The organism is Sporichthyaceae bacterium (assembly GCA_036269075.1).
Lineage (GTDB): Bacteria > Actinomycetota > Actinomycetes > Sporichthyales > Sporichthyaceae > DASQPJ01.
Genome location: DATASX010000037.1, coordinates 40,590 through 65,335 on the forward strand (window position 1 = coordinate 40,590; position 24,746 = coordinate 65,335).

Sequence of the window (24,746 nt, forward strand, 5' to 3'; positions counted from 1 at the left end):
ACGACGGGGCTCAGCCTGCGGAGAAGGCGGCCTCGAAGGCCGACGGCTCGGCGCACACGTAGACGACCTGGGGCGCGCTGCCGTGCGCCAGTTCGGTCAGCAGTGCGGCCACGCCGTCGTCCGGGTCCAGTGCGGCGACGCCCTGCTTGGCGTAGCTGCGCAGCAGTTCCGGCGAGACCATGCCGTCCGCCGAAGGCATCCAGGGGCCCCAGTCGACGCTGAGCACCCGGCCGGTGAAGCGGTCCTCCCAGGCCCGGGCCAAGGTGTCCAGCGCGTCGTTGGCCGCGGCGTAGTCGCACTGTCCGCGGTTGCCGAACACCCCGGAGACGCTGCCGAACAGCACGAGGAAGCGCAGGTTCGGGTCGAGGTTCGCGGCCAGCGCCCGGGCGCCGTCGACCTTGGTCTCCCAGACTCGGGCGAAGCCGTCGGCGGACTTGTCGGCGATCAGTCGGTCGTCGAGCACCCCGGCGCCGTGCACCACGCCGTCGACGCGACCCCGCCGGGCGCGCAGGTCGCCGAGTGCCTCGGCGACGGCGTGCGCGTCGCGGACATCGACCGAGCGGTACTCCACCGACGCGGCGACCTCGCCGAGCCGCTCGAGGGTCGCGCGGATCTCCCGGTCGGCCTGGATCGTCCGGACCCGCCGCTCGATCTGGGCAGGGGTGCCGGCGCCGGCCGCGATCAACACCCGGCGCAGGTCGGTGGCCTCGGACGCGGCCGCCGTGCTCGGGTCCTCCGGGCCGTCGGGCAGCGGGGTGCGACCCCACAGCACCACGTGGCAGGCGGCGGTCCGGGCCAGCCCGTGGGCCACCCGAGCGGTGATGCCGCGCGCGCCGCCGGTCAGCAGGACCACCGAGTCGGTGGTCAGGCCCAGGGACTCCGCGGTCGGCGTCGAGGTCTGCTCCAGCGGGCGGTCGACCAGCCTCAGCGACCACCTGGTCGCGTCGCTGTAGCCGATCAGCTCCGGGCCGTTGGGGCTGGCGAGCTCGGCCAGCACCTGCCCGGCCAGCACGACCGGGGACTCCTTCGGATCCAGATCGACGGTGCGGCAGGCGATCTCCGGGTACTCCCGGGCGATGGTGCGGACCAGGCCGGCCAGTCCGAGGCCGGCCGGCAGGTCGTTGCGGGTCACCGGTTCGCCGTCGACGCGGTGGGTGAACCGACCGCCGTGCCCGGTGGCCACCAGCAACTGTCGGGCCCCACCGAGCACAGCCCGCCGGATCACTGCGAAGCAGTCCGGCAACGACGGCGGCTCGCTGGGGCCGACCGCGCCGAGGTGGACCAGGATGTCGACGTCGCCCAGCTCGGTCGCCGGGTCGGTGGAGACCGTGCGGATAGTCGCGCCGCGGGCCTCCAGGGCCGCGCCCAGGTCGAGTGCGACGCCGGTCGAGCCGGCCACCAGGGTGACGTGACGGCCCGTCAGATCGGCGTTGGCCGGGGCCTGCGGCGCGGCCACAGCCTCGAGCAGGTACCGGCGCACCGGGCTGGTGCCGTGCGCAACCGCGGGCTCCGCCTCGGTCGCCGCAGCCGTCGGCCGGGAGTTGCCCGCCCCGATCCGGGACACGACCGCTGCGACCGTGCGCAGCCGGGTCAGCTCCGCCTGCAGGGCCTCGTCGAGCGTGACCGAGCCGGCCAGTCGGTCGGCGAGCAGGCCGATGATCTCGGTGCGTTTGAGCGAGCCGATCGACAGGTCGGCCTCGAGGTCGAGATCGACGTCGATCATCGCCGCCGGGTAGCCGGTGCGCTCGCCGATGAGCTCGACGAGTGCGGCTGAGATCTGATCCGGTGTCAGTTGCCCTGCAGGCAAGGCTTTCCGGGGCGCCGGAAGGGATTCGGCCGGGGGGCTCGGGGCCGGCGCGAAGGACTGAACGGGGGCGTCGGCGGCCCGTTCGCCGCACAGTGCGGCCACGATGCCGCGCATGGTGCGGACGCGGGTCAGCTCGGACTGTTCAGCCTCGTCCGGCGCGCAGTCCAGGCCGGCCTCGCGCAGCTTGTCGGCGAGCAGCGCGATGATCTCGGTGCGCTTGAGCGAGCCGATGGACAGGTCGGCCTCGAGGTCGAGGTCGGCGTCCAGCATGGCGATCGGGTAGCCGGTCCGCTCGCTGATCAGCTCGGTCAGCATCCTCGCCACGGCCGCGGCACCCTCCGGTGAGGAGTGGTGCGCCGGGGCGGGTGCGGCTTCCGGTGCCGGGCCGGCGGCCAGCGCCTCGACGATGCCGCGCATCGTGCGGATTCGGGTCAGCGTCGCCTGCCGCGACTCGTCGGGGGCGTTCTCGACGCCGGCGTCGCGCAACTTGTCGGCGAGCAGGCCGACGATCTCGGTGCGCTTGAGCGATCCGATGGACAGGTCGGCCTCGAGGTCGAGATCGGCGTCCAGCATGGCGATCGGGTAGCCGGTGCGCTCGCTGATCAGTTCGGTCAGGATCGACAGCACGTCGACCACGGGCGCGGCCGGGGCTCGGGTCGGCTCGGGAGGCTGCTCGACCATCGGCTCGCGCGGCCCGGCCTGGGCCGGGACAACAGCCGCCGGGACCACAGCGGCCGGGGAACTCGCCGGGGTCGGCGCCGGTACCGGGCTTGCCGTACCCGGCGTGCCGGTCAGGAACCCGAGGACGACGTCGCGCTGCGCGGCCAGCAGTTCCCGGCTGTTGCGCAGGAACTCCAGCACGACTGCATCGGCGCCCGAGGACTTGCCGGCGGCCGGTTCCGGGGTCGCAACCGGCGTGGCCGCCGCGGTCACCCGCTCGGCCGGGCGCAGCCCGCCTGCTACCGGGACGCCGTCGGCGGTGCGCACCAGGTGCCCGTCCACGGTCCAGCCGGCCCGCCGCGGCACATCCGTCGGTGAGACCACCGCGGCGTCGCGGCCGGCGTAGAGCGGGGCCTGCTCGAGGGCGAACCCGGCCACCGCGAGCCGCCCGAGAGCGGTCAGCAGCGTGTGCACGCTGTGCCGGCCCTCGGCGTCGGTGGCCACCGCCAGGTGGGGCTTGTCGCCCAGGATGCTGCGGACCAGTCCGGTCAGCACCCCACCCGGCCCGCACTCGACGAAGACTCGCGCGCCGGCGGCGTACATGGCCTCGATCTGCTCGGCGAACCGTACCGGCGAGACGACCTGCTCGGCGATCATCTCCCGGACCCGGCCGGCGCCGAGCGGGTACGGCGTCGCGGTCGCATTCGACCAGACGGGCAGGTGCGGCGAGCCGACGCTGCGGGTCGCCAGTTCGGTCTCCAGGGTCCGGACGGCGTCGGCGACCACGGGGGAGTGGAACGCGCAGGCCACCGGGATCGGCACCGCCCGGAGACCGGCCTTCTTCAGCACCGCTACGGCTTCCTCGATCGCCGGCGTCGCTCCGGAGATCACCGTCTGCTCCGGGGAGTTGATGTTGGCGATGACTACCGGGGTGCCGTTGAGCGCGGAGCGCACCTGCGCGGCCGAGGCGGCCACCGCAGCCATCGTGCCGGGGTCGTCGCCGGCCGCGGCCAGGATCGCCCGGCCGCGCGCAGCGGACAGGTCGAGCAGTTCGTCGGCGCTCAGCGCCCCGGCCACGGTCAGCGCGACGAGCTCGCCGTAGCTGTGCCCGCCCAGGTGCGCCGGGCGCAGGCCCAGCTCCGTCAGCGTGCGGTGCATCGCCAGGCCGGCCATGCCCAGCGCCGGCTGGGCCACCCGGGTGTCCTTCAGCGCCGCAACCGCGGCCGCCGTGCCGTCGGCGTCGAACGAGCTCGGTGGGTAGATCCGCGACGTCCACTCCGCGCCGAGGGAGAGCAGGTCGGCCAGCCGGGGGAACGCGGCGAACAGCTCGGCGAGCATGCCCGGGCGCTGCGAGCCCTGCCCGGGGAACAGCACGGCCAACTCCCCGCCCGCGTCCAGCGCGACGCCGTCCGGCACCGCGGCGGCGCTCAGCACGCCGTCGGCGGTCCGGCCCTCGCGCAGCATGGTCAGGTTCTCGGCCAGGTCATCGAGGTCGACGGCGACGAGCGCGAACCGGGTGCGACCGGTGTTGCGCTCGGCCGTGGTCGCGGCCAGGTCGCGCAGCCGCCAGGGGCGCCCGGCGCCGTCGTTGGTCTCGCACAGCGTGCGCAGCCGGTCGACCTGCGCCAGCGCGTCGGAGTCTGTGGGCCCGCCGAACAGGAACAGCTCCGCCGGCCAGTGGTCCAGCCCGTGCCGCGGCGCCGGGGCGCCGGGCCAGTCGGTGAGTACGGCGTGGAAGTTCGTGCCGCCGAAGCCGAACGCGCTGATCCCGGCCACGCGCCGACCCGTCGGCCACGGCCGGGGCGTGTCGCAGAATGCGAACGGGCTTTGCGCGGCCGTCCACGCCGGGTTCGGCCTGGTGATCTTCGCGGTCGGAGGCAGCACGCCGTTGTGGACGGCGAGCGCGGCCTTGATCAGCCCGGCCAGACCGGCAGTGCACTTGGTGTGCCCGATCTGGCTCTTCACCGACCCGAGTGCGCAGCCACCGACGCCCGCACCGGCGTCCCGGAACAGTTCGGTGAGCACGGTGAGCTCGGTCCGGTCGCCGACGACGGTGCCGGTGCCGTGGGCCTCGATCAGCCCGACGTCGGCGGGGCTGACCCCGGCCTGCGCGTAGGCCCGGTCCAGGGCCCGACGCTGGCCCTCCGGCCGCGGCGCGGTCAAGCCGAGGGACTTGCCGTCGCTGGCCGACCCGACGCCGGCGACGACCGCGTAGATCCGGTCGCCGTCGCGTTCGGCGTCGGCCAGGCGCTTGAGCACCAGACAAGCGACACCTTCGCCCAGCGAAATACCGTCGGCCGAGGCGTCGAACGGCTTGCAGTGCCCGGACGGAGACAGCGCGCCGACGGAGGCGAACAGCAGGTAGTCCTGGATGCCGTTGTGGATGTCCGCACCACCGGCCAGCACCATGTCCGCCGCGCCGGCGCGCAACTGCAGGCAGGCGACCTCGAGGGCGGCCAGAGCCGAGGCGCAGGCGGCGTCGACGGTGTAGTTCGCGCCGCCGAGGTCGAGCCGATTGGCGATGCGCCCGGAGATCACGTTGGCCAGCACGCCGGGGAAGGAGTCCGCGGTCAGGTCGGGCAGCTGACTGTCCAGCGCCTCCGGCATCTCGCCGTGCAGTTGCGGGTACAGCGCCCGGAAGCCGTACGCGGCCGACAGGTCGGTGCCGGGCTCGGCGCCGAACACCACGGCGGTCCGCTCCCGGTCGAAGGCGCGGTCACCGGCTGCGGGCCCGGCCGGGCCTGCGTAACCGGCGTCGCGCAGCGCCCGCGCGGCGACCTCCAGCGAGAGCAGTTGGACCGGCTCGATGCTGGCCAGTGCGGCCGGCGGGATGCCGTAGCGCAACGCGTCGAAGGGGATCTCCGGCAGGAAGCCGCCCCACTTCGACGGGGTTCCACTGCGCCCGTTGAGCGAGTTGGCGCCGTCGCCGGTGAAGTAGGTGGCCGGGTCCCAACGGCCGGTCGGTACCTCGGTGATCGCGTCGTGGTTGCGCAGGATGTTCGACCAGAACTCGGCCAGGTCGCCGGCCTGCGGGAACACCCCGGCCATGCCGACGATTGCGACGTCCAAGGGCGCCTGCGCCTGGCCCGGACCGGCTTCGGCCGCGAGCTGCGCGGCCCGCTCGGTCAGGAACTGCCCGGCGCCGTCGGTCACGGCGGCGTGCAGGTCGGCGATCGTCGTGACCGCGCTGCACAGCCGGGCGACGTCGCCGATCATCACCATGCCGTCGCTGGCCTGCGTGCGCTCGTCGACGGGGATCAGCGCCGAGCCCTCCCGGCGGATGCCCTTGCTGGCGATCCGTAGCCGGCCGATGTTCAGCTGCTCCAGCTCGGCCCAGACCTGCTCGGTCGCGACCCCGGCGGCCAGGCGGCTCTCGCGCCGGGAGTTGAACGTGGTGACGAACGCGCCGTCGGCGCAGCGGGTCGTGTGACCCGGTGCGGTCTCGAGCAGCACCGTCCGGTCGCAGGCAATCGCGGCGCGCTGGAACGCCGGGACGATCGCGCCGCTGGTGACCGCCTCGCGGGTGAACAGGTATGCGGTGCCCATCAGCACACCGGCCGCGCCGCCGGCCGCCACGACCGGGGCCGCGGCGGCGGCGACCATGGCTGCCGAACGCTCGTCGTGGATGCCGCCGGCGAACAGCACGTCGATCTGGGCGGCACAGTCGTGCTTGGCGCCGAAGTCGACCAGGCGCTGGATCTGCTGCTCCCACAGCGGGAACGAGGCCCGGGGGCCGACGTGGCCGCCGCACTCGGAGCCCTCGAACACGAACCGGCGGGCGCCCTCGGCCAGGAAGCGGTCGAGCAGCGCGGGCGACGGGGCATGCAGGAACGTGGCGATGCCCGCGGCCTCCAGCGGCCGGGCCTGCGCCGGACGGCCGCCGGCAATCAGCGCGTAGGGCGGCTTGATCTCGAGGACCGCCCCGAGCTGCGCCTCGCGCAGGTCGTCCGGGACGAAGCCGAGGATGCCGACGCCCCACGGTTTGTCCCCGAGGAGTTCGGCGGTCTCGACCAGCAGCGCCCGGGCGTCCTCGCCACCCATCAGCGCCAACGCGATGAACGGCAACCCGCCCTCGGCGGCGACCGCTGCGGCGAAGGCGGCCTGGTCGCTGACCCGGGTCATCGGCCCCTGCGCGATCCGCTGCTTGCCGTGCGCGAGATTGGCCACGCCGGTGCGGACGCCGCCGGTGATGCCCTCGGCCACGGCTGCGATCACGCCCCCGGCGGTGCGGTGTCGTTCGGCCAGCGGCCGAGCGAGTGCCCCGTCCTCGCCGAGTGGCAACGCGGTCAGATCCTGCCCGCCGATCAGGTTCGCGATCTCGTGGGCGACCGGGCGCGGCAGATCCGGGCGGACGTGGATCCGGTGCCCACCGATGACCGCGGTCTCGGTGCCGTCGGTGCGCCGCAGCACGGCCGCCACCTCGGCGGGCAACTCGGCCTCCTCGACCAGTCCGAGTTGGCTGTCCAGCACGACGCCGACCGCCCCGCCTGCGACGGCAGCGGCGGCGGTGTGCGGCCCGATGCCACCGGCGGCCCAGACCGGCAGCGGGTGGCCCTCGCCGTCGCGCAGGTCGGCCGCGACGACCTCCTGCAGCAGGACGAACGTGCTCACCGAACCGACCAGGCCGCCGGACTCGACACCGCGCAGCACCAGCCCGCCCGCACCGGCGGCCACGGCCGCTCGCGCCGCGTCGGCGGAGCTGACCTCGGCCAGCACCGCACGGCCCCCGGTCGCGGCCTGCTCGACCGACCAGTTCGCGTCGCCGGCCAGCAGGACAGTGCGTACCGACTCGGGAAGCTCCTGCGGGGTCAACGGGCAACGCGCACCGACCCGGACGCCGAACGGCCCGGCCCACCAGCCCACCAGTTCGTCCAGCGCGGCGGTCGCGAGCGCGGCGTCGCTGCCCAGGTCGAGCACGCTGCGGGCGCCGGCCCGGGCCGCGGCCGCGGCCAGCCGCGCGCATGGTTCGGCGAACGGAGTGATCGCCAGAACCCGCTGGTGCTCGTGCTGTTTGCCCATGCGCTGCGCTGTCCTCCGTACCGGTTCGCTTGGCGGGGCGATTCCGTCCGAATTCGGTGACCACAGGTCGCCCGACTGCGTGGCATATGACATCTGGTGCCCGACGGCGGGTCGTGCACCGGTCCGGTTTCGTGCCACTGCTGGACGGATCGGTGGGGCTTGAGGGGCGTGCACCGCGCTCCGGGCGGCTTGTCGACGGGCGGACTAATCAACTCACTTGGGGGTGAATCGTCGCGACAGGCGCCAACGTTTCACCTGCGCTGCTTCCCGTCGCGGGGTTCACCCATGCCGGTGTGACCTTCCCGACAGGCGCAGCTCTCAGGTTACGTTAAGGATCTTGACGGCGAGATCGGTGCGGTTTGGCACGAGATGGAAGTCTCGTGGACGATTCATCGCCGAGTCCGTGCACCGGACTCAGCTGGGGGAAACCCCGCGCACGCCACCATCCCGGAGCGTGTAACCTCTCCCTGCCTCGCCCCTTTAGCTCAGTCGGCAGAGCGTCTCCATGGTAAGGAGAAGGTCTACGGTTCGATTCCGTAAAGGGGCTCTGAAGCCGGTGCGTCCGCGGTCCCCGGGACCTCGACCGGTAGCGGCGGTGTAGCTCAGTTGGTAGAGCAAGCGGCTCATAATCGCTGTGTCACCGGTTCAAGTCCGGTCACCGCTACAAGCAATTGAGCCGAGTGGAGCGGCCGCCGCCCATTCGGCGGAGTGGACGGCTCGTCGCACGGAGCGGACGGAGCTGAGAGAGCGAGCTTGCGAGCCCTCTCGGGCGCCGGAAGCGCAGGGCGACGAGCCACAGCCGCGAGGTACGAGCGGCGTCCACTCCCGAGGCGACTGCGGCTTGTTGACGAGCGGCGCCGCCAGGCGCCGCGAGGATCACAAGCAGGCGCGCGCCGAAGGCGCCGCGAGGATCACAAGCAGGCGCGCGCCGAAGGCGCCGCGTGCAGTTCGACGCGGCCAGGGCCCGTCGGCTAGGCTCTCCCGGCTCAGCCGTAGTGGTTGTCCAGCAGTCGTAGTCGTTGTTCCAGGAAGGCAAGGCAGTGGCCAGCAAATCGCAGGACATCCGTCCGAAGATCACCCTTGCCTGCACCGACTGCAAGGAGCGCAACTACATCACCAAGAAGAACCGGCGGAACGACCCCGACCGGTTAGAGATGAAGAAGTACTGCCCGCGGGAGCGCAAGCACACGGTGCACCGCGAGACCCGATAGTCCACGGGGGGAACATGGCCCTCGACGGGTCGCTGATCGGCCGGAGCTATCCGCCCGGACGGGTCTACGAGGTGTCGCGGGAGAAGATCAGGGAGTTCGCCGACGCGATCGGCGACGACCACCCGGCGTATCGCGACCCCGAGGCCGCCAAGGCGCTCGGCTACCCGGACGTGATCGCCCCGCCGACTTTCCCGATCGTGTTCAGCCTCGAGGCCGCGCTGGCCGCGGCTTCCGATCCTGCGGTCGGCGTCGACTACACCCGAGTCGTGCACGGGGAGCAGCGCTTCGAGTACTCGCGGCCGCTGCGTCCAGGCGACCGTCTGCTGACTTCCGTCGAGATCGTCGCCGCGCGGACCATGGCCGGTAGCGACATGTTGACCTTGGCCTGCTCGTCGGCGACGGAGGAGGGCGAGCACGTGGTCACCGCCACGTGCATGGTGGTCGGCCGGGCGCCAGGGGACAGCGCGTGAGCGATCTTGCGAGCGAACCGATGAGCACTGCGACTGCTCGTCCCACCTGGGACACCGTCGAGAAGGGCACCGAGCTCCCGGCCCGCACGTTCTTTTTCCAGCGCGCCGATCTGGTGCGCTACGCCGGGGCGTCCGGCGACTTCAACGTCATCCACTGGAACGAGCGGGTCGCGAGGTCGGTCGGCCTGCCGAACGTCGTCGCCCACGGGATGCTCACGATGGGCACGGTCGCCCGCGTCGTCACCGACTGGACCGGCGACCCCGGATCGATCGTCGACTACGGCGTGCGCTTCACCCGCCCGGTGGCGGTCCCGGACGACGAGGCCGGTGCGTCCGTCGAGGTCACCGCGAGTGTCACCGAGAAGCTCGACGACGGCCGGGTCAAGGTGACGATCAAGGCCGTGCACGACGGGCAGACGGTGCTCGGCAAAGCCATCGCTACCGTTCGCTTGCCGTGAGCGACTGCGATGAGCGAGGAACGAGCGAAGAGCGCAAGCGAACAAACAGCACCGTGAGCGACTGCGATGAGCGAGGAACGAGCGAAGAGCGCAAGCGAACAAACAGCGCCGTGGCGGCGCCGGTGCGCGTGGGCGAGCCGCTGGCGCAGTTCACGACATTCCGAGTCGGCGGTCCCGCCGCGCGGCTGCTCGAGGTGGGCGACGCCGAGCGATTGATCGACGAGGTGCGCTCCTGCGATCGGGAGGGGGAACCGGTCCTGGTGCTGGCCGGCGGCTCGAACCTGCTGATCTCCGACGCCGGTTTCGGCGGCACGGTGCTGCGGGTCGGCCTGCGCGGGATCACCGCCGCCGGCGACGAGGACGCGGTTCGGGTCCGGGTTGGCGCGGGCGAGCCGTGGGACGAGTTCGTGGCGTGGGCCGTCGCCGAGGGCTTGATCGGGATCGAGGCGCTGTCCGGGATCCCGGGCTCGGCCGGGGCCACGCCGATCCAGAACGTCGGGGCCTACGGCCAGGAGGTTGCCTCGGTTGTGGCCGCCGTCCACGTCTGGGACCGGCTGCTGGGCAGTTCTTATTCATTGGGTGCCGAGCACTGTGGCTTCTCCTACCGCGACAGCCTGTTCAAGCGGACCGGACGCTTCGTGGTCACGGCCGTCGAGTTCCGGTTGCGGCGTGCGCGGCTGGGCTGCCCGGTCGCCTACGCCGAACTCGCCCGGGCACTGGATGTGACGGTCGGGGAGTCGGCCCCGGCTGCCGCCGTCCGCGAGGCCGTGCTGGGGTTGCGTCGGTCCAAGGGGATGGTGCTCGACGCGGCCGACCACGACACCTGGAGCGCCGGCTCGTTCTTCACCAACCCGGTCCTGTCTGTCGCAGCGGCGGCCGAACTCCCCGAGAAGGCCCCCCGCTACGACGCCCCGGGCGGCACGATCAAGACCTCCGCGGCCTGGCTGATCGAGAACGCCGGGTTCGCCAAAGGCCACGGCAGTGGCCCGGCGCGGCTGTCGACCAAGCACACGCTCGCGCTGACCAACCGAGGCTCGGCCACCGCGACCGACCTGGTCGAGTTGGCCCGCGAGATCCGCGCCGGGGTCGAGGCGAAGTTCGGCATCCGGCTGGAACCCGAGCCGGTCCTGGTCGGCCTCACGCTCTAACCACCCCCCACTTCTGCTGCCTGTCCCACGTATCGGGCCGCCCTGATAGGTGGGACAGGCAGCAGAAGTGGGGGGAGTAAGTGCGGGAGTCAGGACGCCAGCCAGGCGGTGATGCCGGCGCGCAGGCGGGCCTTGACGTCCTCCGGGGCAAGGGAGGCCTCGACGGAGTCGCGGGCCAGCCCGGCCAGGTCGGAGTCGGTACAGCCGTGGGCCTCGCGGGCGATCCGGTACTGCTCCACCAGCCGGGCCCCGAACAGCAGCGGGTCGTCGGCGCCCAGGGCGATCGGCACCCCGGCCTCGCGCAGCTTCGTCAAGGGGACGGCCCGCTCGTCGGCGGCCACCCCCATCGCCACGTTCGACGACGGGCACACCTCCAGGGCCACCCGCGCGTTGGCCAGTTCCTCGACCAGCGCCGGGTCCTCCACCGACCGGACGCCGTGCCCGATCCGATGCGCCCGCAGGCTGCGCAGGCAGTCCCGCACCTCGGCCGGCCCGCCCAGCTCACCGCCGTGCGGCACCGCGGCCAGCCCGGCGTTTCGGGCGATGTCGAAGGCCCGCTCGAAGTCCCGGGCCCGGCCACGCCGCTCGTCGTTCGACAACCCGAATCCCACGACCCCGGCGTCGGCGTAGCGGGCGGCCAGGCGGGCCAGGGTCCGCGCGTCCATCGGGTGCCGGGTGCGGTTGGCGGCGATCACGATCCCGACGCCGATCCCGGTGGCGCCCGCGGCGTCGGCCGCCGCGTCCAGGATCAGCTCGACGGTCGGGGTCAGCCCACCCAGGTACCGGGCGTAGGTCGACGGGTCGACCTGCAGCTCCAGCCAGCCAGACCCCTCGGCAGCGTCGTCCTGCGCGGCCTCGAGCAGCAGTCGGCGCACGTCGGACTCGGTCTGCACCACTCCGCGCGCGGTGTCGTACAGCCGCTGGAACCGGAACCAGCCCCGCTCGTCGGTGGCCTCGAGATCCAGCGGTCGACTGTCGCGCAGCGTCTCCGGCAGCCGGACCCGGTTCGCGCGCGCCAAGTCGTGCAGCGTCGAGTGCCGCATCGAACCGGTGAAGTGCAGGTGCAGGTGGGCCTTGGGCAGCGCGGCGAGGTCCCGGGGCATCGTCTGTATTAAGGGGTCGCCTCACCCAACAGCTTCGCGATCCGCGAGACGCCCTCGACCAGGTCGTCGTCGCCCACCGCGTAGGACAGCCGCAGATAGCCAGAGGGCCCGAACGCCTCGCCAGGCACGACCGCCACCTCGGCCTCGGCCAGGATCAGCCCGGCGAGCTCGGCCGACGTCTTCGGCCGGGTCCCGCGGATCTCCTTGCCCAGCACCCCGGCAACCGACGGGTAGGCGTAGAAGGCCCCGAACGGCTCCGGGCAGCTCACGCCCGGAATCTCCGACAGCATCCGCACCATCGTCCGGCGGCGCCGGTCGAACGCCGATCGCATCGTCGCCACCGCCGAGAGGTCGCCGGAGACGGCGGCCAGGGCGGCGCGCTGCGACACGTTGGCCACGTTCGAGGTCGCGTGGGACTGCCAGTTCGTCGCGCCCTTGACCACGTCGGCCGGGCCGATCAGCCAGCCCACCCGCCAACCGGTCATCGCGTACGTCTTCGCCACGCCGTTGACGACGATGCAGCGGTCGGCCAGCTCCGGGACCTGGACCGGCATCGAGGAGAACTCCGCACCGCCGTAGACCAGGTGCTCGTAGATCTCGTCGGTGATCACCCACAGGCCGTTCTCGTACGCCCACCGGCCGATCTCGCGGACCTGCTCCGGGCTGTACACCGCGCCGGTCGGGTTGGACGGCGAGCAGAACAGCAGCACCTTCGTCCGGGGGGTCCGCGCTGCCTCCAACTGCTCGACCGTGACCAGGTAGCCCTGCGTCTCGTCGGCGAGGACCTAGACCGGCACGCCGCCGGAGAGCCGGATCGCCTCCGGGTACGTCGTCCAGTACGGGGTCGGCAGCAGCGCCTCGTCGCCCGGGTCGAGCAGGGTCGCGAACGCCGCGTACACCGCCTGCTTGCCGCCGTTGGTGATCAGCACCTGGGAGGCGGTGACTGCGAGGCCGGAGTCGCGCGCGGTCTTGGCGGCGACGGCCTCGCGCAGCTCCGGCAGGCCCGCGGCCGGGGTGTACCGGTGGTTGCGGGGCTCGCGACACGCCGCGACGGCCGCCTCGACGATGTAGTCCGGGGTCGGGAAGTCGGGCTCGCCCGCGCCGAAGCCGATCACCGGCCGGCCGGCCGCCTGCAACGCCTTCGCCTTGGCGTCGACCGCCAGGGTCGCCGACTCGGCGATTCCGCCGATCCGGGCCGATACGCGGGCGGGGGAGTTCGGGTTCGCGGTCATGGATCCGAGTTTGTCATCCGACACGGCCGGCGGTCGCGTAGGTAATGGGCGGTGGCCCGATGCCTTAGACTCGCTGTGCGACGCTCGCGTCCGTGGGCGGTGCGCAGCCAAGGGTCGTAGCTCAATTGGTAGAGTTCCGGTCTCCAAAACCGGCGGTTGGGGGTTCAAGTCCCTCCGGCCCTGCAACACGTAGGTGAGGACAGTGACCGACACGCACTCCGTGGCGACACCCGAGCGTGGCGGCGCCGCGGGCGGTGGTCGCTCCGGCGGCCTGGGACGCCTGACCGGGTTGTTCGCCCGGATCGGCCTGTACTACCGCCAGGTGGTCGCGGAGCTGCGGAAGGTCATCTGGCCCACCCGCAAGGAGCTGGTCAGTTACACCTGGATAGTTCTGATCTTCGTCGCGTTCATGATCGGCTTCGTGTCCCTGTGCGACTGGGGATTCAGCAAGGCGGTCCTGAAGATCTTCGGGTAGGCCGGCTCGACCCGAGGGCCTGATCCGGCCCGCCCGGCAATCGCAAGTTCTTGGAAGGAAGGCTGCATCACCGTGTCCGAGGAACCCCTGTACGGCGACGTCGCCGGCGACGTCGAGGCGCAGGCGGCCGAGGTGTCCGAGCCCGGGCCGGAGCCCGAGAGCACGGAGCCGGCCGACCAGAGCGCGGGGGCACCCGATGCGGTCGACGAGCTGACCGAACCGGTTGAACCGGAGGCTGATCCGGAGGACCCGGTCGAGGAGTTCCGTACCGCGCTGCAGCGCGCGCCGGGCAACTGGTACGTCGTGCACTCCTACGCCGGTTACGAGAACCGCGTGAAGGCCAACCTGGAGAACCGCACCGCGTCGCTGAACATGGAGGATTACATCTTCCAGGTCGAGGTGCCGATGGAAGACACCGTCGAGTTCAAGAACGGCCAGCGCAAGAACGTTCGCCGCAACAAGTTCCCCGGCTACGTCCTGGTGCGGATGGATCTGACCGACGAGTCCTGGTCGGCCGTCCGGCACACCCCGGGCGTCACCGGCTTCGTGGGGCATACACACGAACCCTCGCCGCTGACCCTCGACGAGGTCATGAAGATCCTGGCCCCCGAACCGGCCCGCAAGGACGGCGGTAAGGGCGCGGCCCCGGCCGAGATCAAGGTCCTAGACTTCGCCATCGGCGACTCGGTGACCGTGATCGACGGCCCCTTCGCCACGCTGCAGGCCACCATCCACGAGATCAACGCAGAGGCGCAGAAGGTCAAGTGCCTGGTCGAGATCTTCGGCCGCGAGACCTCCGTCGAGCTCTCGTTCAACCAGATCCAGAAGAACTGACAGGAATCAGCGCATGCCTCCGAAGCAGAAGAAGCTCACGGCGATCGTCAAGCTGCAGATCAAGGCAGGCGTGGCGACCCCGGCTCCGCCGGTCGGCCCCGCACTGGGTCAGCACGGCGTGAACATCATGGAGTTCTGCAAGGCCTACAACGCCGCGACCGAGTCGCAGCGTGGCGACATCGTGCCGGTCGAGATCTCCATCTACGAGGACCGCACGTTCACTTTCGTCACCAAGACCCCGCCCGCGGCCCGCTTGATCCTCAAGAAGGCCGGCGTCGAAAAGGGCAGCGGCGAGCCGCACAAGACCAAGGTCGCCAAGCTGACCCGGGCGCAGGTCAGGGAGATCGCCCAGGTCAAGATGGTCGACCTGAACGCGAACGACATCGACGCCGCCGAGAAGATCATCGCCGGCACCGCCCGGTCGATGGGCATCACCGTCGACAGCTGACGTACCCAACACCACCCAGCATGTGTGGGAGGGCCGCGCGCCCGTTGACCACGCTCTCGAAACCGGAGATCAGCAGATGAAGCGCAGCAAGAACTACCGCTCCGTCGCGAGCGAGATCGACGCCGCCAAGCTCTACGCCCCGCTGGATGCGGTGCGGGTCGCCAAGACGACGTCGAAGACCAAGTTCGACGCCACCGTCGAGGTCGCCTTCCGGCTCGGCGTCGACCCCCGCAAGGCCGACCAGATGGTCCGCGGCACCGTGAACCTGCCGCACGGCACCGGCAAGACCGCCCGGGTGCTCGTGCTGGCCACCGGTGACCGCGCCGCGGAGGCCACTGCGGCCGGCGCCGACTACGTGGGCTCGGACGACATGATCGAGCGCATCCAGGGCGGCTGGCTGGACTTCGACGCCGTGGTCGCCACCCCGGACCTGATGGGCAAGGTCGGCCGGCTCGGTCGGGTTCTCGGCCCGCGTGGCCTGATGCCGAACCCGAAGACCGGCACCGTCACCAACGACGTCGGCAAGGCCGTCACCGAGATCAAGGGCGGAAAGATCGAGTTCCGCGTCGACAAGCACTCGAACCTGCACTTCATCATCGGCAAGGTGTCGTTCTCCGACATCGCGCTGGTCGAGAACTACGCGGCCGCGCTCGACGAGGTGATGCGGCTCAAGCCGTCGGCCGCCAAGGGCCGGTACCTGCGCAAGGCCAGCTTCTCCACCACGATGGGCCCGGCCGTCCCCGTCGACCCGAACCGGATCCGGCAGCTCACCGAGGAGACGGCCGAGGAGCCGGTCGTCTGATCGCCGGGAACGTCGCACCGCGCCGCTCCGTCCTGGGCCGGGCGGATCGTCGGAGGTGGCGCATGCACCGCACGGTCACGATCGTCGCGGGACTGGGCGGCCTCGCCCTGGTCTCGGTCTGCGGCTCGGTCACCAGCGCGGCGCCGCCCACCGTGTCCGCGGCGAACCTGTCCCCGCTTGCCGCGGTGACCAAGGTGGCCGAGTCGGCGCGGACCACGCGCTCCGCGTCGTACACGCTGACGGTCAGCGGCCCCTCGGGCATGGCGATGAGCGGTCATGGCTCGTACAGCACCACGCCGACCGCGATGGACATGGTCTTCGACTCGGCGTCTGTTGCCGGCCTCGGGCAGATGAAGGGCATGGAGGAGCGCCTCGTCGGCGACACCGTCTACCTGAAGCTGCCGATGCTGAGCAGCTTGACCGGCGGCAAGTGGTTCAAGCTGTCCCTGAGCAAGGCCGGGACCTCGTCCGGCCTGGACCTCGGCAGCATTTTCCAGCAGTCCTCGGCGACCGACCCGGGTCAGCAGTTGCAGGCGCTGCTGTCCGCGCCGAACGTCCACCAGGTGGGTGCTGAGACGATCGACGGCGTGCCGACCACGCACTACGCCGGCGACGTGACGGTGGCCGACATCGAGAAGCACTCCGGCTACGACGCCGCGACCAAGGCCTCACTCGCCAAGCTGTACGCGAACTCCGGCGGACGGGTCACCCATCTCGACGTGTGGGTCGACTCGGACTACCGGGCCCGCAAGTTCTCCGCGACCACGCCCACCCCGGTGGGCGCGGCGACCGTGACGATGACGTTCAGCGACTACGGCAAGGCGGTCTCGGTGGTGGCGCCGGCCCCGGGCGACGTCGCCGACCTGTCCGGATCGATCGGTTCGAACCTGATTCCGCACGCCCCCGGCGCCCCGGCGACGGCAGCGTTTTGACCTGCGCCACCTGCGGTCAGTACCCTTCGGCTCAGCCAAAGACCGCAGGCTGTCTCCCGACCAGGGCGACTGAAGGCCCCGCATCCGCGGGCGGCCCGCGCAGGTGGTGGTCAGGCGCACCTCGCCTGAGCGTTACGGGTTCGCCCGTCTCGCGCGTCTCCCAGACGCCCCGGCCTGCGCCGGGGCGCTCGTGTTTTCGAAAGCCTCCTGCGGTGCGAAAGCTCCACACCGGAAGGAGGCTCGATGGCCCGGCCCGACAAGGCAGCGGCGGTCGCAACACTGACCGACGCGTTCCGTGAGTCGAATGCCGCCGTGCTGACCGAGTACCGCGGCCTGACGGTCGCGCAGCTCAAGGCGCTGCGTCGCTCGATCCAGGGCAACGCCGAGTACTACGTCGTCAAGAACACCCTCACCAAGATCGCGGCCAAGCAGGCAGGTGTCGACGCGTTCGACTCCATGCTCGCCGGCCCCTCGGCCATCGCCTTCGTCAAGGGCGACCCGGTCGAGGTCGCCAAGGGTCTGCGCGACTTCGCCAAGGCCAACCCGCTGCTCGTGATCAAGGGCGGCGTGCTGGACGGCAAGCCGCTGAGCGCGGCCGAGATCGCCAAGCTTGCTGACCTGGAGTCCCGCGAGGTCCTGCTGGCCAAGTTGGCCGGCGCGATGGTCGCCTCGTTGTCCCAGGCCGCTGCGCTGTTCCAGGCGCCGCTGGCGAAGGCGGCGCGCACGGTCGAGGCCCTGCGTGCGCAGCTCGAGGCCACCGGTGCCGCGGCGCCGGCGCCTCCCGCCGAGGCTGCTGCGCAGGAAGCACCGGCCGAGGCTGCTGCGCAGGAAGCACCGGCCGAGCCCGTTGCGGAAGCGGCAACTGAAGAGCCCGCCGAGGCGGCCGAGGCCGAGGCCCCCGCCGAGTAGGTGATCGGGGCCAAGCCCCAACCCACATTCGTTCGAAACACAGACAGGAAGGACCGCCCACCATGGCGAAGATCAGCACCGACGACCTGCTCGAGGCTTTCAAGGAGATGACGCTGATCGAGCTCTCCGAGTTCGTGAAGCAGTTCGAGGACACCTTCGGCGTGACCGCCGCCGCGCCGGTCGCGGCCGCGGCCGCCCCGGCCGGTGGTGGCGGCGCTGCCGCCGAGGCCCCGGAGGAGCAGGACGAGTTCGACGTCGTCCTCGAGGGCGCCGGCGAGAAGAAGATCCAGGTCATCAAGGAGGTGCGGACCCTCACCAGCCTCGGCCTCAAGGAGGCCAAGGACCTGGTCGACGGCACCCCGAGCAAGGTCCTGGAGAAGGTCAACAAGGAGACCGCGGAGAAGGCCAAGGCCGCCCTCGAGGGGGCCGGGGCCACCGTCACGCTCAAGTAGCGGCCCAGCCGCACTGCGTTTCAAGGGCGCCGGGGCCGCCGTCACACTCAAGTAGCGGCCCAGTCGCACTGCGTTTCAAGGGCGCCGGGGCCACCGTCACGCTCAAGTAGCGGCCCAGCCGCACTGCGTTTCAAGGGCGCCGGGGCCACCGTCACGCCGAAGTAGCTTGTCGCAGGACAACCACAGGGCGGCCCCGGCAACGGGGTCGCCCTTCTGCGTTCCGCACACTTCTGACTGGGCGTTAGGATCGCCGGCCTATGGGCGTGCAGATCGAGATAGACAGCCTGACCAAGAGTTTCGGCCGCAACCTGATCTGGGCCGATGTCTCGCTGACGTTGCCGGCCGGGGAGATCTCGGTCCTGCTCGGGCCGTCGGGCACCGGTAAGTCTGTGCTGCTCAAGACCCTGGTCGGCCTGCTGCGTCCGGACTCCGGCTCGATCGTCATCGAGGGCCAGGACATTCCGCGGCTGCGTGAGCGCGACCTGTACGAGGTGCGCAAGCTGTTCGGGGTGCTGTTCCAGGACGGCGCGTTGTTCGGATCGATGAACCTCTACGACAACATCGCGTTCCCGCTGCGTGAGCACACGCGCAAGAACGAGTCCGAGATCAAGCGCATCGTGATGGAGAAGGTCGAACTGGTCGGCCTGGTCGGCGCCGAGGACAAGCTGCCCGGCGAGCTGTCCGGCGGCATGCGCAAGCGGGCCGGGCTGGCCCGCGCGCTGGTCCTGGACCCGAAGATCATTCTGTTCGACGAGCCGGATTCCGGCCTCGACCCGGTGCGCACGGCGTTCCTCAACCAGCTGATCGTCGACCTGAACCAGCGAACCGGCGCGACGATCCTGATCGTCACTCACGACATCAACACCGCCCGGACGGTGCCGGACAACATCGGCCTGCTCTACCACCGTCACCTGGCGATGTTCGGCCCTCGGGAGCAGCTGCTCAGCTCCACCGAGCCGGTGGTCCGGCAGTTCCTCAACGCCCAGAAGGTGGGCCCCATCGGCATGTCCGAGGAGAAGGACGCCGACGAGCTCGAACTCGAGCGCGACATGCATCTGCCCGACCTGCCGGCAATCCCGCTGCAGACGATGCCCTCCGACGGCATGCCGCGAGAATTCCAGCGGCCGGCCGGAAAGTGGTGCCTGGACAACGGAATCGCCGCCCCACCAGGGTCGTTCGGCCAGTAGACCGGGGTTGGAACAGCAGGTGACGGGTCCGGATCCGGCGAAGACTTCGACACTCGTACCGCTCAGCTTGCTTGACGGGCAGGTGGGCCCGCCCCCATCCTGCGGGTACGTTCTTTCATGCTCGGGACGCGGCGGCCGGTCCGGATGGCGAGACAATCCGGTTGGCCCTTGCCAGCGGTTAGCCTGACGGCTACACTGCCCGTTTGCGCTGTCTTACGCCACCCGTCTTTAGCCACGGGTGGCTAGTCATGCGTCGATTTCGCCCGGCAGGCACCGGAAGGACCAGTCTTGGCCGCCTCGCGCACCACCCTTGCACCCCGCCGCATCTCATTCGCCAAGATCCGTGAACCACTGGAAGTCCCCAACCTCCTCGCTCTTCAGGTCGACTCCTTCGACTGGCTGCTCGGCAACGACCGGTGGCGCGCCCGGGTCGAAGCAGCCCTCGCCGGTGGCGGCCACGATGTCCCGGACCAGTCGGGTCTGGAGGAGATCTTCGAGGAGATCTCCCCGATCGAGGACTTCTCCGGCTCGATGAGCCTGACGTTCCGCGACCACCGCTTCGAGCCGCCGAAGAACTCCATCGACGAGTGCAAGGAGCGCGACTTCACATTCTCCGCGCCGTTGTTCGTGACCGCCGAGTTCACCAACAACGAGACCGGCGAGATCAAGAGCCAGACGGTCTTCATGGGAGACTTCCCATTGATGACCGACAAGGGCACCTTCGTCATCAACGGCACCGAGCGTGTCGTGGTCTCGCAGCTGGTGCGGTCCCCGGGGGTCTACTTCGACCGCGCGCTCGACAAGACCTCGGACAAGGACATCTACTCCTCCAAGGTCATCCCGCAGCGCGGTGCCTGGCTCGAGTTCGAGATCGACAAGCGCGACTCGGTCGGCGTCCGCATCGACCGCAAGCGCAAGCAGTCGGTCACGGTGCTGCTCAAGGCGCTGGGTTGGGACGCGGCCCGCATCCGCGAGGAGTTCGGCCAGTACGAGTCGATGATGGCCACCCTCGACAAGGACCACACCGGGTCCCAGGACGAGGCGCTGCTCGACATCTACCGCAAGCTGCGTCCGGGCGAGCCGCCGACGCGTGAGGCAGCGCAGACGCTGCTGGACAACCTCTACTTCAACGCCAAGCGCTACGACCTGGCCAAGGTCGGCCGCTACAAGGTCAACAAGAAGCTGGCCCTCGCGCAGCCGCTGAGCGCCGGCGTGCTGACCGAGGAAGACATCGTCGCGACCATCAAGTACCTGGTCGCGCTGCACGCCGGCGAGACCGAGATCCCGAGCGCGCGCGGCAACGCCCGCGTCGAGGTCGACGACATCGACCACTTCGGCAACCGGCGGCTGCGTACCGTCGGCGAGCTGATCCAGAACCAGGTCCGCACGGGTCTGGCCCGGATGGAGCGGGTCGTCCGCGAGCGCATGACCACGCAGGACGTCGAGGCGATCACGCCGCAGACCCTGATCAACATCCGCCCCGTGGTGGCATCGATCAAGGAGTTCTTCGGCACCTCCCAGCTGTCGCAGTTCATGGACCAGACCAACCCGCTCGCGGGTCTGACCCACAAGCGCCGCCTGTCGGCGCTGGGTCCCGGTGGTCTGTCCCGGGAACGCGCGGGCTTCGAGGTCCGCGACGTGCACCCGTCGCACTACGGCCGCATGTGCCCGATCGAGACCCCGGAAGGGCCGAACATCGGTCTGATCGGGTCGCTGGCCACCTATGGCCGGATCAACCCGTTCGGTTTTGTGGAGACCCCGTACCGCAAGGTCACCGGCGGGCAGGTGAGCGACGAGGTCGACTACCTGACCGCCGACGAGGAGGACCTGCACGTCATCGCGCAGGCCAACGCGCCGCTGAACCCGGACAACACTTTCGCCGAGGCCCGCGTGCTCGTCCGCCGTAAGGGCGGCGAGGTCGAGTTCATCCCGGCCGACGAGGTCGACTACATGGACGTCTCGCCGCGCCAGATGGTCTCGGTGGCCACGGCCATGATCCCGTTCCTCGAGCACGACGACGCCAACCGCGCCCTGATGGGCTCGAACATGCAGCGGCAGTCGGTCCCGCTGCTGCGTTCGGAGGCGCCGCTGGTCGGGACCGGGCAGGAGTACCGCGCGGCCAAGGACGCGGGCGACGTCATCGTCGCCACGCATTCCGGCGTGGTCTCGGAGGTCTCGGCCGACTACATCCACGTGATGGACGACGAGGGCGGCTACCAGACCTACCGGCTGGCGAAGTTCCGTCGCTCCAACCAGGGCACCTGCATCAACCAGAAGCCGATCGTGGAGGAGGGCGCGCGGGTCGAGGCCGGTCAGGTCATCGCCGACGGCCCCTGCACCGACAACGGCGAGATGGCACTGGGCAAGAACCTGCTGGTCGCGTTCATGCCGTGGGAGGGCCACAACTACGAGGACGCGATCATCCTCAGCCAGCGTCTGGTGCAGGACGACGTGCTCTCCTCGATCCACATCGAGGAGCACGAGGTCGACGCCCGAGACACCAAGCTGGGCCCGGAGGAGATCACCCGCGACATCCCGAACGTCTCCGACGAGGTCCTGGCCGACCTCGACGACCGCGGCATCATCCGCATCGGTGCCGAGGTGACGACCGGTGACGTGCTGGTCGGCAAGGTCACGCCCAAGGGCGAGACCGAGCTGACCCCGGAGGAGCGGCTGCTGCGCGCGATCTTCGGCGAGAAGGCCCGCGAGGTCCGGGACACGTCACTGAAGGTGCCCCACGGCGAGTCCGGCAAGGTCATCGGCGTCCGGCTGTTCGACCGCGAGGAGGGCGACGAGCTCCCGCCCGGCGTCAACCAGCTGGTGCGGGTCTACGTGGCCCAGAAGCGGAAGATCACCGACGGCGACAAGCTCGCCGGACGCCACGGCAACAAGGGCGTCATCGCCAAGATCCTCCCGGTCGAGGACATGCCGTTCCTGTCCGACGGCACCGCCGTCGACGTCGTGCTCAACCCGCTGGGTGTGCCCAGCCGGATGAACATCGGCCAGATCCTGGAGACGCACCTCGGGTGGGTCGCCAAGACCGGCTGGCAGGTCGAGGGCGACGACGAGGAGTGGAAGGGCCGGCTGCGAGGCATCTCCGCCGACCAGGGCGACCCGGGCACCAACGTGGCCACCCCGGTCTTCGACGGGGCCCGCGAGGAGGAGATCACCGGCCTGCTCGGCTCGACACTGCCGACCCGCGACGGCGTCCGCCTGATCGGTGAGGACGGCAAGGCCGAGCTGTTCGACGGCCGCTCCGGTGAGCTGTTCAAGGCCCCGATCTCGGTCGGCTACATCTACATCCTGAAGCTGCTCCACCTGGTCGACGACAAGATCCACGCCCGCTCCACCGGCCCCTACTCGATGATCACGCAGCAGCCGCTGGGTGGTAAGGCCCAGTTCGGTGGCCAGCGCTTCGGTGAGATGGAGGTGTGGGCCCTGGAGGCGTACGGCGCGTCGTACGCGCTGCAGGAGCTGCTCACCATCAAGTCCGACGACGTGCTCGGCCGCGTGAAGGTCTACGAGGCCATCGTCAAGGGCGAGAACATCCCCGAGCCGGGTATCCCGGAGTCGTTCAAGGTGTTGATCAAGGAGATGCAGTCGCTGTGCCTCAACGTCGAGGTGCTCTCCAGCGACGGCATGTCGATCGAGATGCGCGAGACCGACGAGGACGTCTTCCGCGCTGCCGAGGAGCTCGGAATCGATCTCTCACGGCGTGAGCCGTCGAGCGTCGAAGAGGTTTAGCGGCGCCTACGAATCCACTGGATCTACAGGCGTCCGAAACAATCTTTAAGGGACTGGGGACAACGTGCTCGACGTCAACTTCTTCGACGAGTTGCGCATCGGCCTGGCCACCGCCGACGACATCCGGCAGTGGTCGCACGGCGAGGTCAAGAAGCCCGAGACCATCAACTACCGCACGCTCAAGCCGGAGAAGGACGGCTTGTTCTGCGAGAAGATCTTCGGTCCCACGCGGGACTGGGAGTGCTACTGCGGCAAGTACAAGCGCGTCCGCTTCAAGGGCATCATCTGCGAGCGGTGTGGCGTAGAGGTGACCCGGGCGAAGGTCCGGCGTGAGCGCATGGGCCACATCGAGTTGGCGGCCCCGGTCACGCACATCTGGTACTTCAAGGGCGTTCCGTCGCGGCTGGGCTACCTGCTCGACCTCGCCCCGAAGGACCTGGAGAAGGTCATCTACTTCGCGGCCTACATGATCACGTGGGTCGACGAGGAGGGCCGGCACCGCGACCTGTCCTCGCTGGAGGCCCAACTCGGCGTCGAGCGCGGCCACATCGAGCAGCGCCGCGACGTCGACCTGGAGGCCCGCGCCAAGAAGCTCGAGGCCGACATGGGCGAGCTGGAGGAGCAGGGCGCCAAGTCCGACGCGAAGCGCAAGGTCAAGGAAGGCGCCGAGCGCGAGCTCAAGCAGCTGCGCGACCGGGCGCAGCGCGAGATCGACCGGCTCGACGACGTCTGGACCCGGTTCAAGAACCTCAAGGTCCAGGACCTTGAGGGCGACGAGCTGCTGTACCGCGAGATGCGCGACCGCTTCGGCATGTACTTCGACGGCGGAATGGGCGCGGCAGCGATCCAGAAGCGGCTGGAGTCCTTCGACCTCGAGCAGGAGTCCGAGCGCCTGCGGGAGATCATCCGCACCGGCAAGGGCCAGAAGAAGACCCGGGCGCTGAAGCGGCTGAAGGTCGTCGCCGCATTCCTGTCGACGCGCAACTCGCCGATGGGCATGGTGCTGGACTGCATCCCGGTGATCCCGCCGGACCTGCGCCCCATGGTCCAGCTCGACGGTGGCCGGTTCGCCACCTCCGACCTGAACGACCTCTACCGCCGCGTGATCAACCGGAACAACCGCCTCAAGCGGCTGCTCGACCTCGGCGCGCCCGAGATCATCGTCAACAACGAGAAGCGGATGCTGCAGGAGGCCGTCGACGCGTTGTTCGACAACGGCCGCCGCGGTCGTCCGGTCACTGGTCCGGGCAACCGGCCGTTGAAGTCGCTGTCGGACATGCTCAAGGGCAAGCAGGGCCGGTTCCGTCAGAACCTGCTCGGCAAGCGCGTCGACTACTCGGGCCGTTCGGTCATCGTCATCGGCCCGAACCTCAAGCTGCACCAGTGCGGCCTGCCCAAGCTCATGGCGTTGGAGCTGTTCAAGCCGTTCGTCATGAAGCGGCTCGTCGACGCGGAGCTGGCCCAGAACATCAAGTCGGCCAAGCGCATGGTCGAGCGACGCCGGCCCCAGGTGTGGGACGTGCTCGAAGGTGTCATCCGCGAGCACCCGGTGCTGCTGAACCGGGCGCCGACGCTCCACCGTCTCGGCATCCAGGCCTTCGAGCCGGTGCTGGTCGAGGGCAAGGCGATCCAGGTCCACCCGCTGGTCTGCACCGCCTTCAACGCCGACTTCGACGGCGACCAGATGGCCGTCCACCTGCCGCTGTCGGCCGAAGCGCAGGCCGAGGCGCGCGTCCTCATGCTGTCGGCCAACAACATCCTGTCGCCGGCCACCGGCCGCCCGATCACCGTGCCCACCCAGGACATGGTCTTCGGCGCCTACTACCTGACGCTCCGCGTCGAGGAGGGGACCGGC

The 24,746-nt window shown here is 70.4% G+C and carries 15 protein-coding genes, 3 tRNA genes and 2 pseudogenes; 17 read left to right on the forward strand and 3 right to left on the reverse strand.

The genetic code is table 11. The annotated features are described in order from the left end of the window. Positions 1-10: 10 nt before the first annotated feature. Positions 11-7,486 (reverse strand): SDR family NAD(P)-dependent oxidoreductase, encoded by a 7,476-nt coding sequence (locus VHU88_07775; protein HEX3611573.1) that lies wholly within the window; start codon positions 7,484-7,486, stop codon positions 11-13. A gap of 474 nt (positions 7,487-7,960) precedes the next feature. Here VHU88_07775 and VHU88_07780 point away from each other — a divergent pair. From VHU88_07780 to VHU88_07805, 6 genes are all read left to right on the forward strand, one after another. Beyond that, a tRNA-Thr gene (locus VHU88_07780) sits at positions 7,961-8,033 on the forward strand. A 44-nt stretch (positions 8,034-8,077) separates the two neighbouring features. Further along, a tRNA-Met gene (locus VHU88_07785) sits at positions 8,078-8,150 on the forward strand. Positions 8,151-8,547: 397 nt separating this feature from the next. Continuing rightward, complete coding sequence (gene rpmG / locus VHU88_07790) at positions 8,548-8,697, forward strand: 50S ribosomal protein L33 (GenBank protein HEX3611574.1); 150 nt, start codon at positions 8,548-8,550, stop codon at positions 8,695-8,697. A 14-nt stretch (positions 8,698-8,711) separates the two neighbouring features. Then, entirely contained in the window at positions 8,712-9,167 is a 456-nt protein-coding gene (locus VHU88_07795; protein HEX3611575.1) for a MaoC family dehydratase N-terminal domain-containing protein, read from the forward strand. A 20-nt stretch (positions 9,168-9,187) separates the two neighbouring features. Then, complete coding sequence (locus tag VHU88_07800) at positions 9,188-9,625, forward strand: MaoC family dehydratase (protein ID HEX3611576.1); 438 nt, start codon at positions 9,188-9,190, stop codon at positions 9,623-9,625. 110 nt (positions 9,626-9,735) lie between these two features. Beyond that, positions 9,736-10,773, forward strand: coding sequence for a UDP-N-acetylmuramate dehydrogenase (locus tag VHU88_07805; GenBank protein HEX3611577.1), 1,038 nt, complete (start codon positions 9,736-9,738; stop codon positions 10,771-10,773). 89 nt (positions 10,774-10,862) lie between these two features. On the opposite strand, the gene VHU88_07810 is transcribed toward VHU88_07805, so the two are convergent. Both VHU88_07810 and VHU88_07815 read right to left on the reverse strand, forming a co-directional pair. Next, the gene (locus tag VHU88_07810) at positions 10,863-11,876 is read right to left on the reverse strand and encodes an adenosine deaminase (GenBank protein ID HEX3611578.1); all 1,014 of its coding nucleotides are present in this window, start codon (positions 11,874-11,876) and stop codon (positions 10,863-10,865) included. Between the two features lie 8 nt (positions 11,877-11,884). Beyond that, positions 11,885-13,108, reverse strand: a pseudogene (locus VHU88_07815) (pyridoxal phosphate-dependent aminotransferase). Positions 13,109-13,218: 110 nt separating this feature from the next. Here VHU88_07815 and VHU88_07820 point away from each other — a divergent pair. From VHU88_07820 to VHU88_07870, 11 genes and pseudogenes are all read left to right on the forward strand, one after another. Beyond that, a tRNA-Trp gene (locus tag VHU88_07820) sits at positions 13,219-13,291 on the forward strand. A gap of 19 nt (positions 13,292-13,310) precedes the next feature. Beyond that, positions 13,311-13,583, forward strand: a complete 273-nt coding sequence (gene secE / locus VHU88_07825) for a preprotein translocase subunit SecE (protein HEX3611579.1) — start codon at positions 13,311-13,313, stop codon at positions 13,581-13,583. Positions 13,584-13,856: 273 nt separating this feature from the next. Next, entirely contained in the window at positions 13,857-14,417 is a 561-nt protein-coding gene (gene nusG, locus VHU88_07830) for a transcription termination/antitermination protein NusG (protein ID HEX3611580.1), read from the forward strand. 13 nt (positions 14,418-14,430) lie between these two features. Further along, positions 14,431-14,865, forward strand: a complete 435-nt coding sequence (rplK, locus tag VHU88_07835; GenBank protein HEX3611581.1) for a 50S ribosomal protein L11 — start codon at positions 14,431-14,433, stop codon at positions 14,863-14,865. A 76-nt stretch (positions 14,866-14,941) separates the two neighbouring features. Further along, complete coding sequence (gene rplA / locus VHU88_07840; GenBank protein ID HEX3611582.1) at positions 14,942-15,667, forward strand: 50S ribosomal protein L1; 726 nt, start codon at positions 14,942-14,944, stop codon at positions 15,665-15,667. Positions 15,668-15,729: 62 nt separating this feature from the next. Continuing rightward, positions 15,730-16,599 (forward strand): LppX_LprAFG lipoprotein, encoded by an 870-nt coding sequence (locus tag VHU88_07845; GenBank protein ID HEX3611583.1) that lies wholly within the window; start codon positions 15,730-15,732, stop codon positions 16,597-16,599. Between the two features lie 243 nt (positions 16,600-16,842). After that, positions 16,843-17,343 (forward strand): annotated as a pseudogene (gene rplJ / locus VHU88_07850) (50S ribosomal protein L10). A 236-nt stretch (positions 17,344-17,579) separates the two neighbouring features. Beyond that, a complete protein-coding gene (gene rplL / locus VHU88_07855; protein HEX3611584.1) occupies positions 17,580-17,960 on the forward strand; it encodes a 50S ribosomal protein L7/L12 in 381 nt (126 codons plus the stop codon). 257 nt (positions 17,961-18,217) lie between these two features. Further along, a complete protein-coding gene (locus tag VHU88_07860; protein ID HEX3611585.1) occupies positions 18,218-19,147 on the forward strand; it encodes an ABC transporter ATP-binding protein in 930 nt (309 codons plus the stop codon). Between the two features lie 288 nt (positions 19,148-19,435). Continuing rightward, positions 19,436-22,891 carry a DNA-directed RNA polymerase subunit beta gene (gene rpoB / locus VHU88_07865; protein HEX3611586.1) on the forward strand — a complete coding sequence of 1,152 codons (3,456 nt, stop codon included), beginning with the start codon at positions 19,436-19,438 and terminating at the stop codon, positions 22,889-22,891. A gap of 64 nt (positions 22,892-22,955) precedes the next feature. Next, on the forward strand, positions 22,956-24,746 hold a 1,791-nt coding region (locus tag VHU88_07870; protein ID HEX3611587.1), incomplete at its 3' end, for a DNA-directed RNA polymerase subunit beta'.

Bases quoted from the DNA above. Each gene is read 5' to 3' on its own strand.
- rplK (HEX3611581.1), top strand. From the start codon at position 14,431: ATGCCTCCGAAGCAGAAGAAGCTCACGGCGATCGTCAAGCTGCAGATC.
- VHU88_07795 (HEX3611575.1), top strand. From the start codon at position 8,712: ATGGCCCTCGACGGGTCGCTGATCGGCCGGAGCTATCCGCCCGGACGG.
- VHU88_07800 (HEX3611576.1), top strand. From the start codon at position 9,188: ATGAGCACTGCGACTGCTCGTCCCACCTGGGACACCGTCGAGAAGGGC.
- VHU88_07810 (HEX3611578.1), bottom strand. From the start codon at position 11,876: ATGCCCCGGGACCTCGCCGCGCTGCCCAAGGCCCACCTGCACCTGCAC.
- VHU88_07775 (HEX3611573.1), bottom strand. From the start codon at position 7,486: ATGGGCAAACAGCACGAGCACCAGCGGGTTCTGGCGATCACTCCGTTC.
- VHU88_07860 (HEX3611585.1), top strand. From the start codon at position 18,218: ATGGGCGTGCAGATCGAGATAGACAGCCTGACCAAGAGTTTCGGCCGC.
- rplA (HEX3611582.1), top strand. From the start codon at position 14,942: ATGAAGCGCAGCAAGAACTACCGCTCCGTCGCGAGCGAGATCGACGCC.
- VHU88_07845 (HEX3611583.1), top strand. From the start codon at position 15,730: ATGCACCGCACGGTCACGATCGTCGCGGGACTGGGCGGCCTCGCCCTG.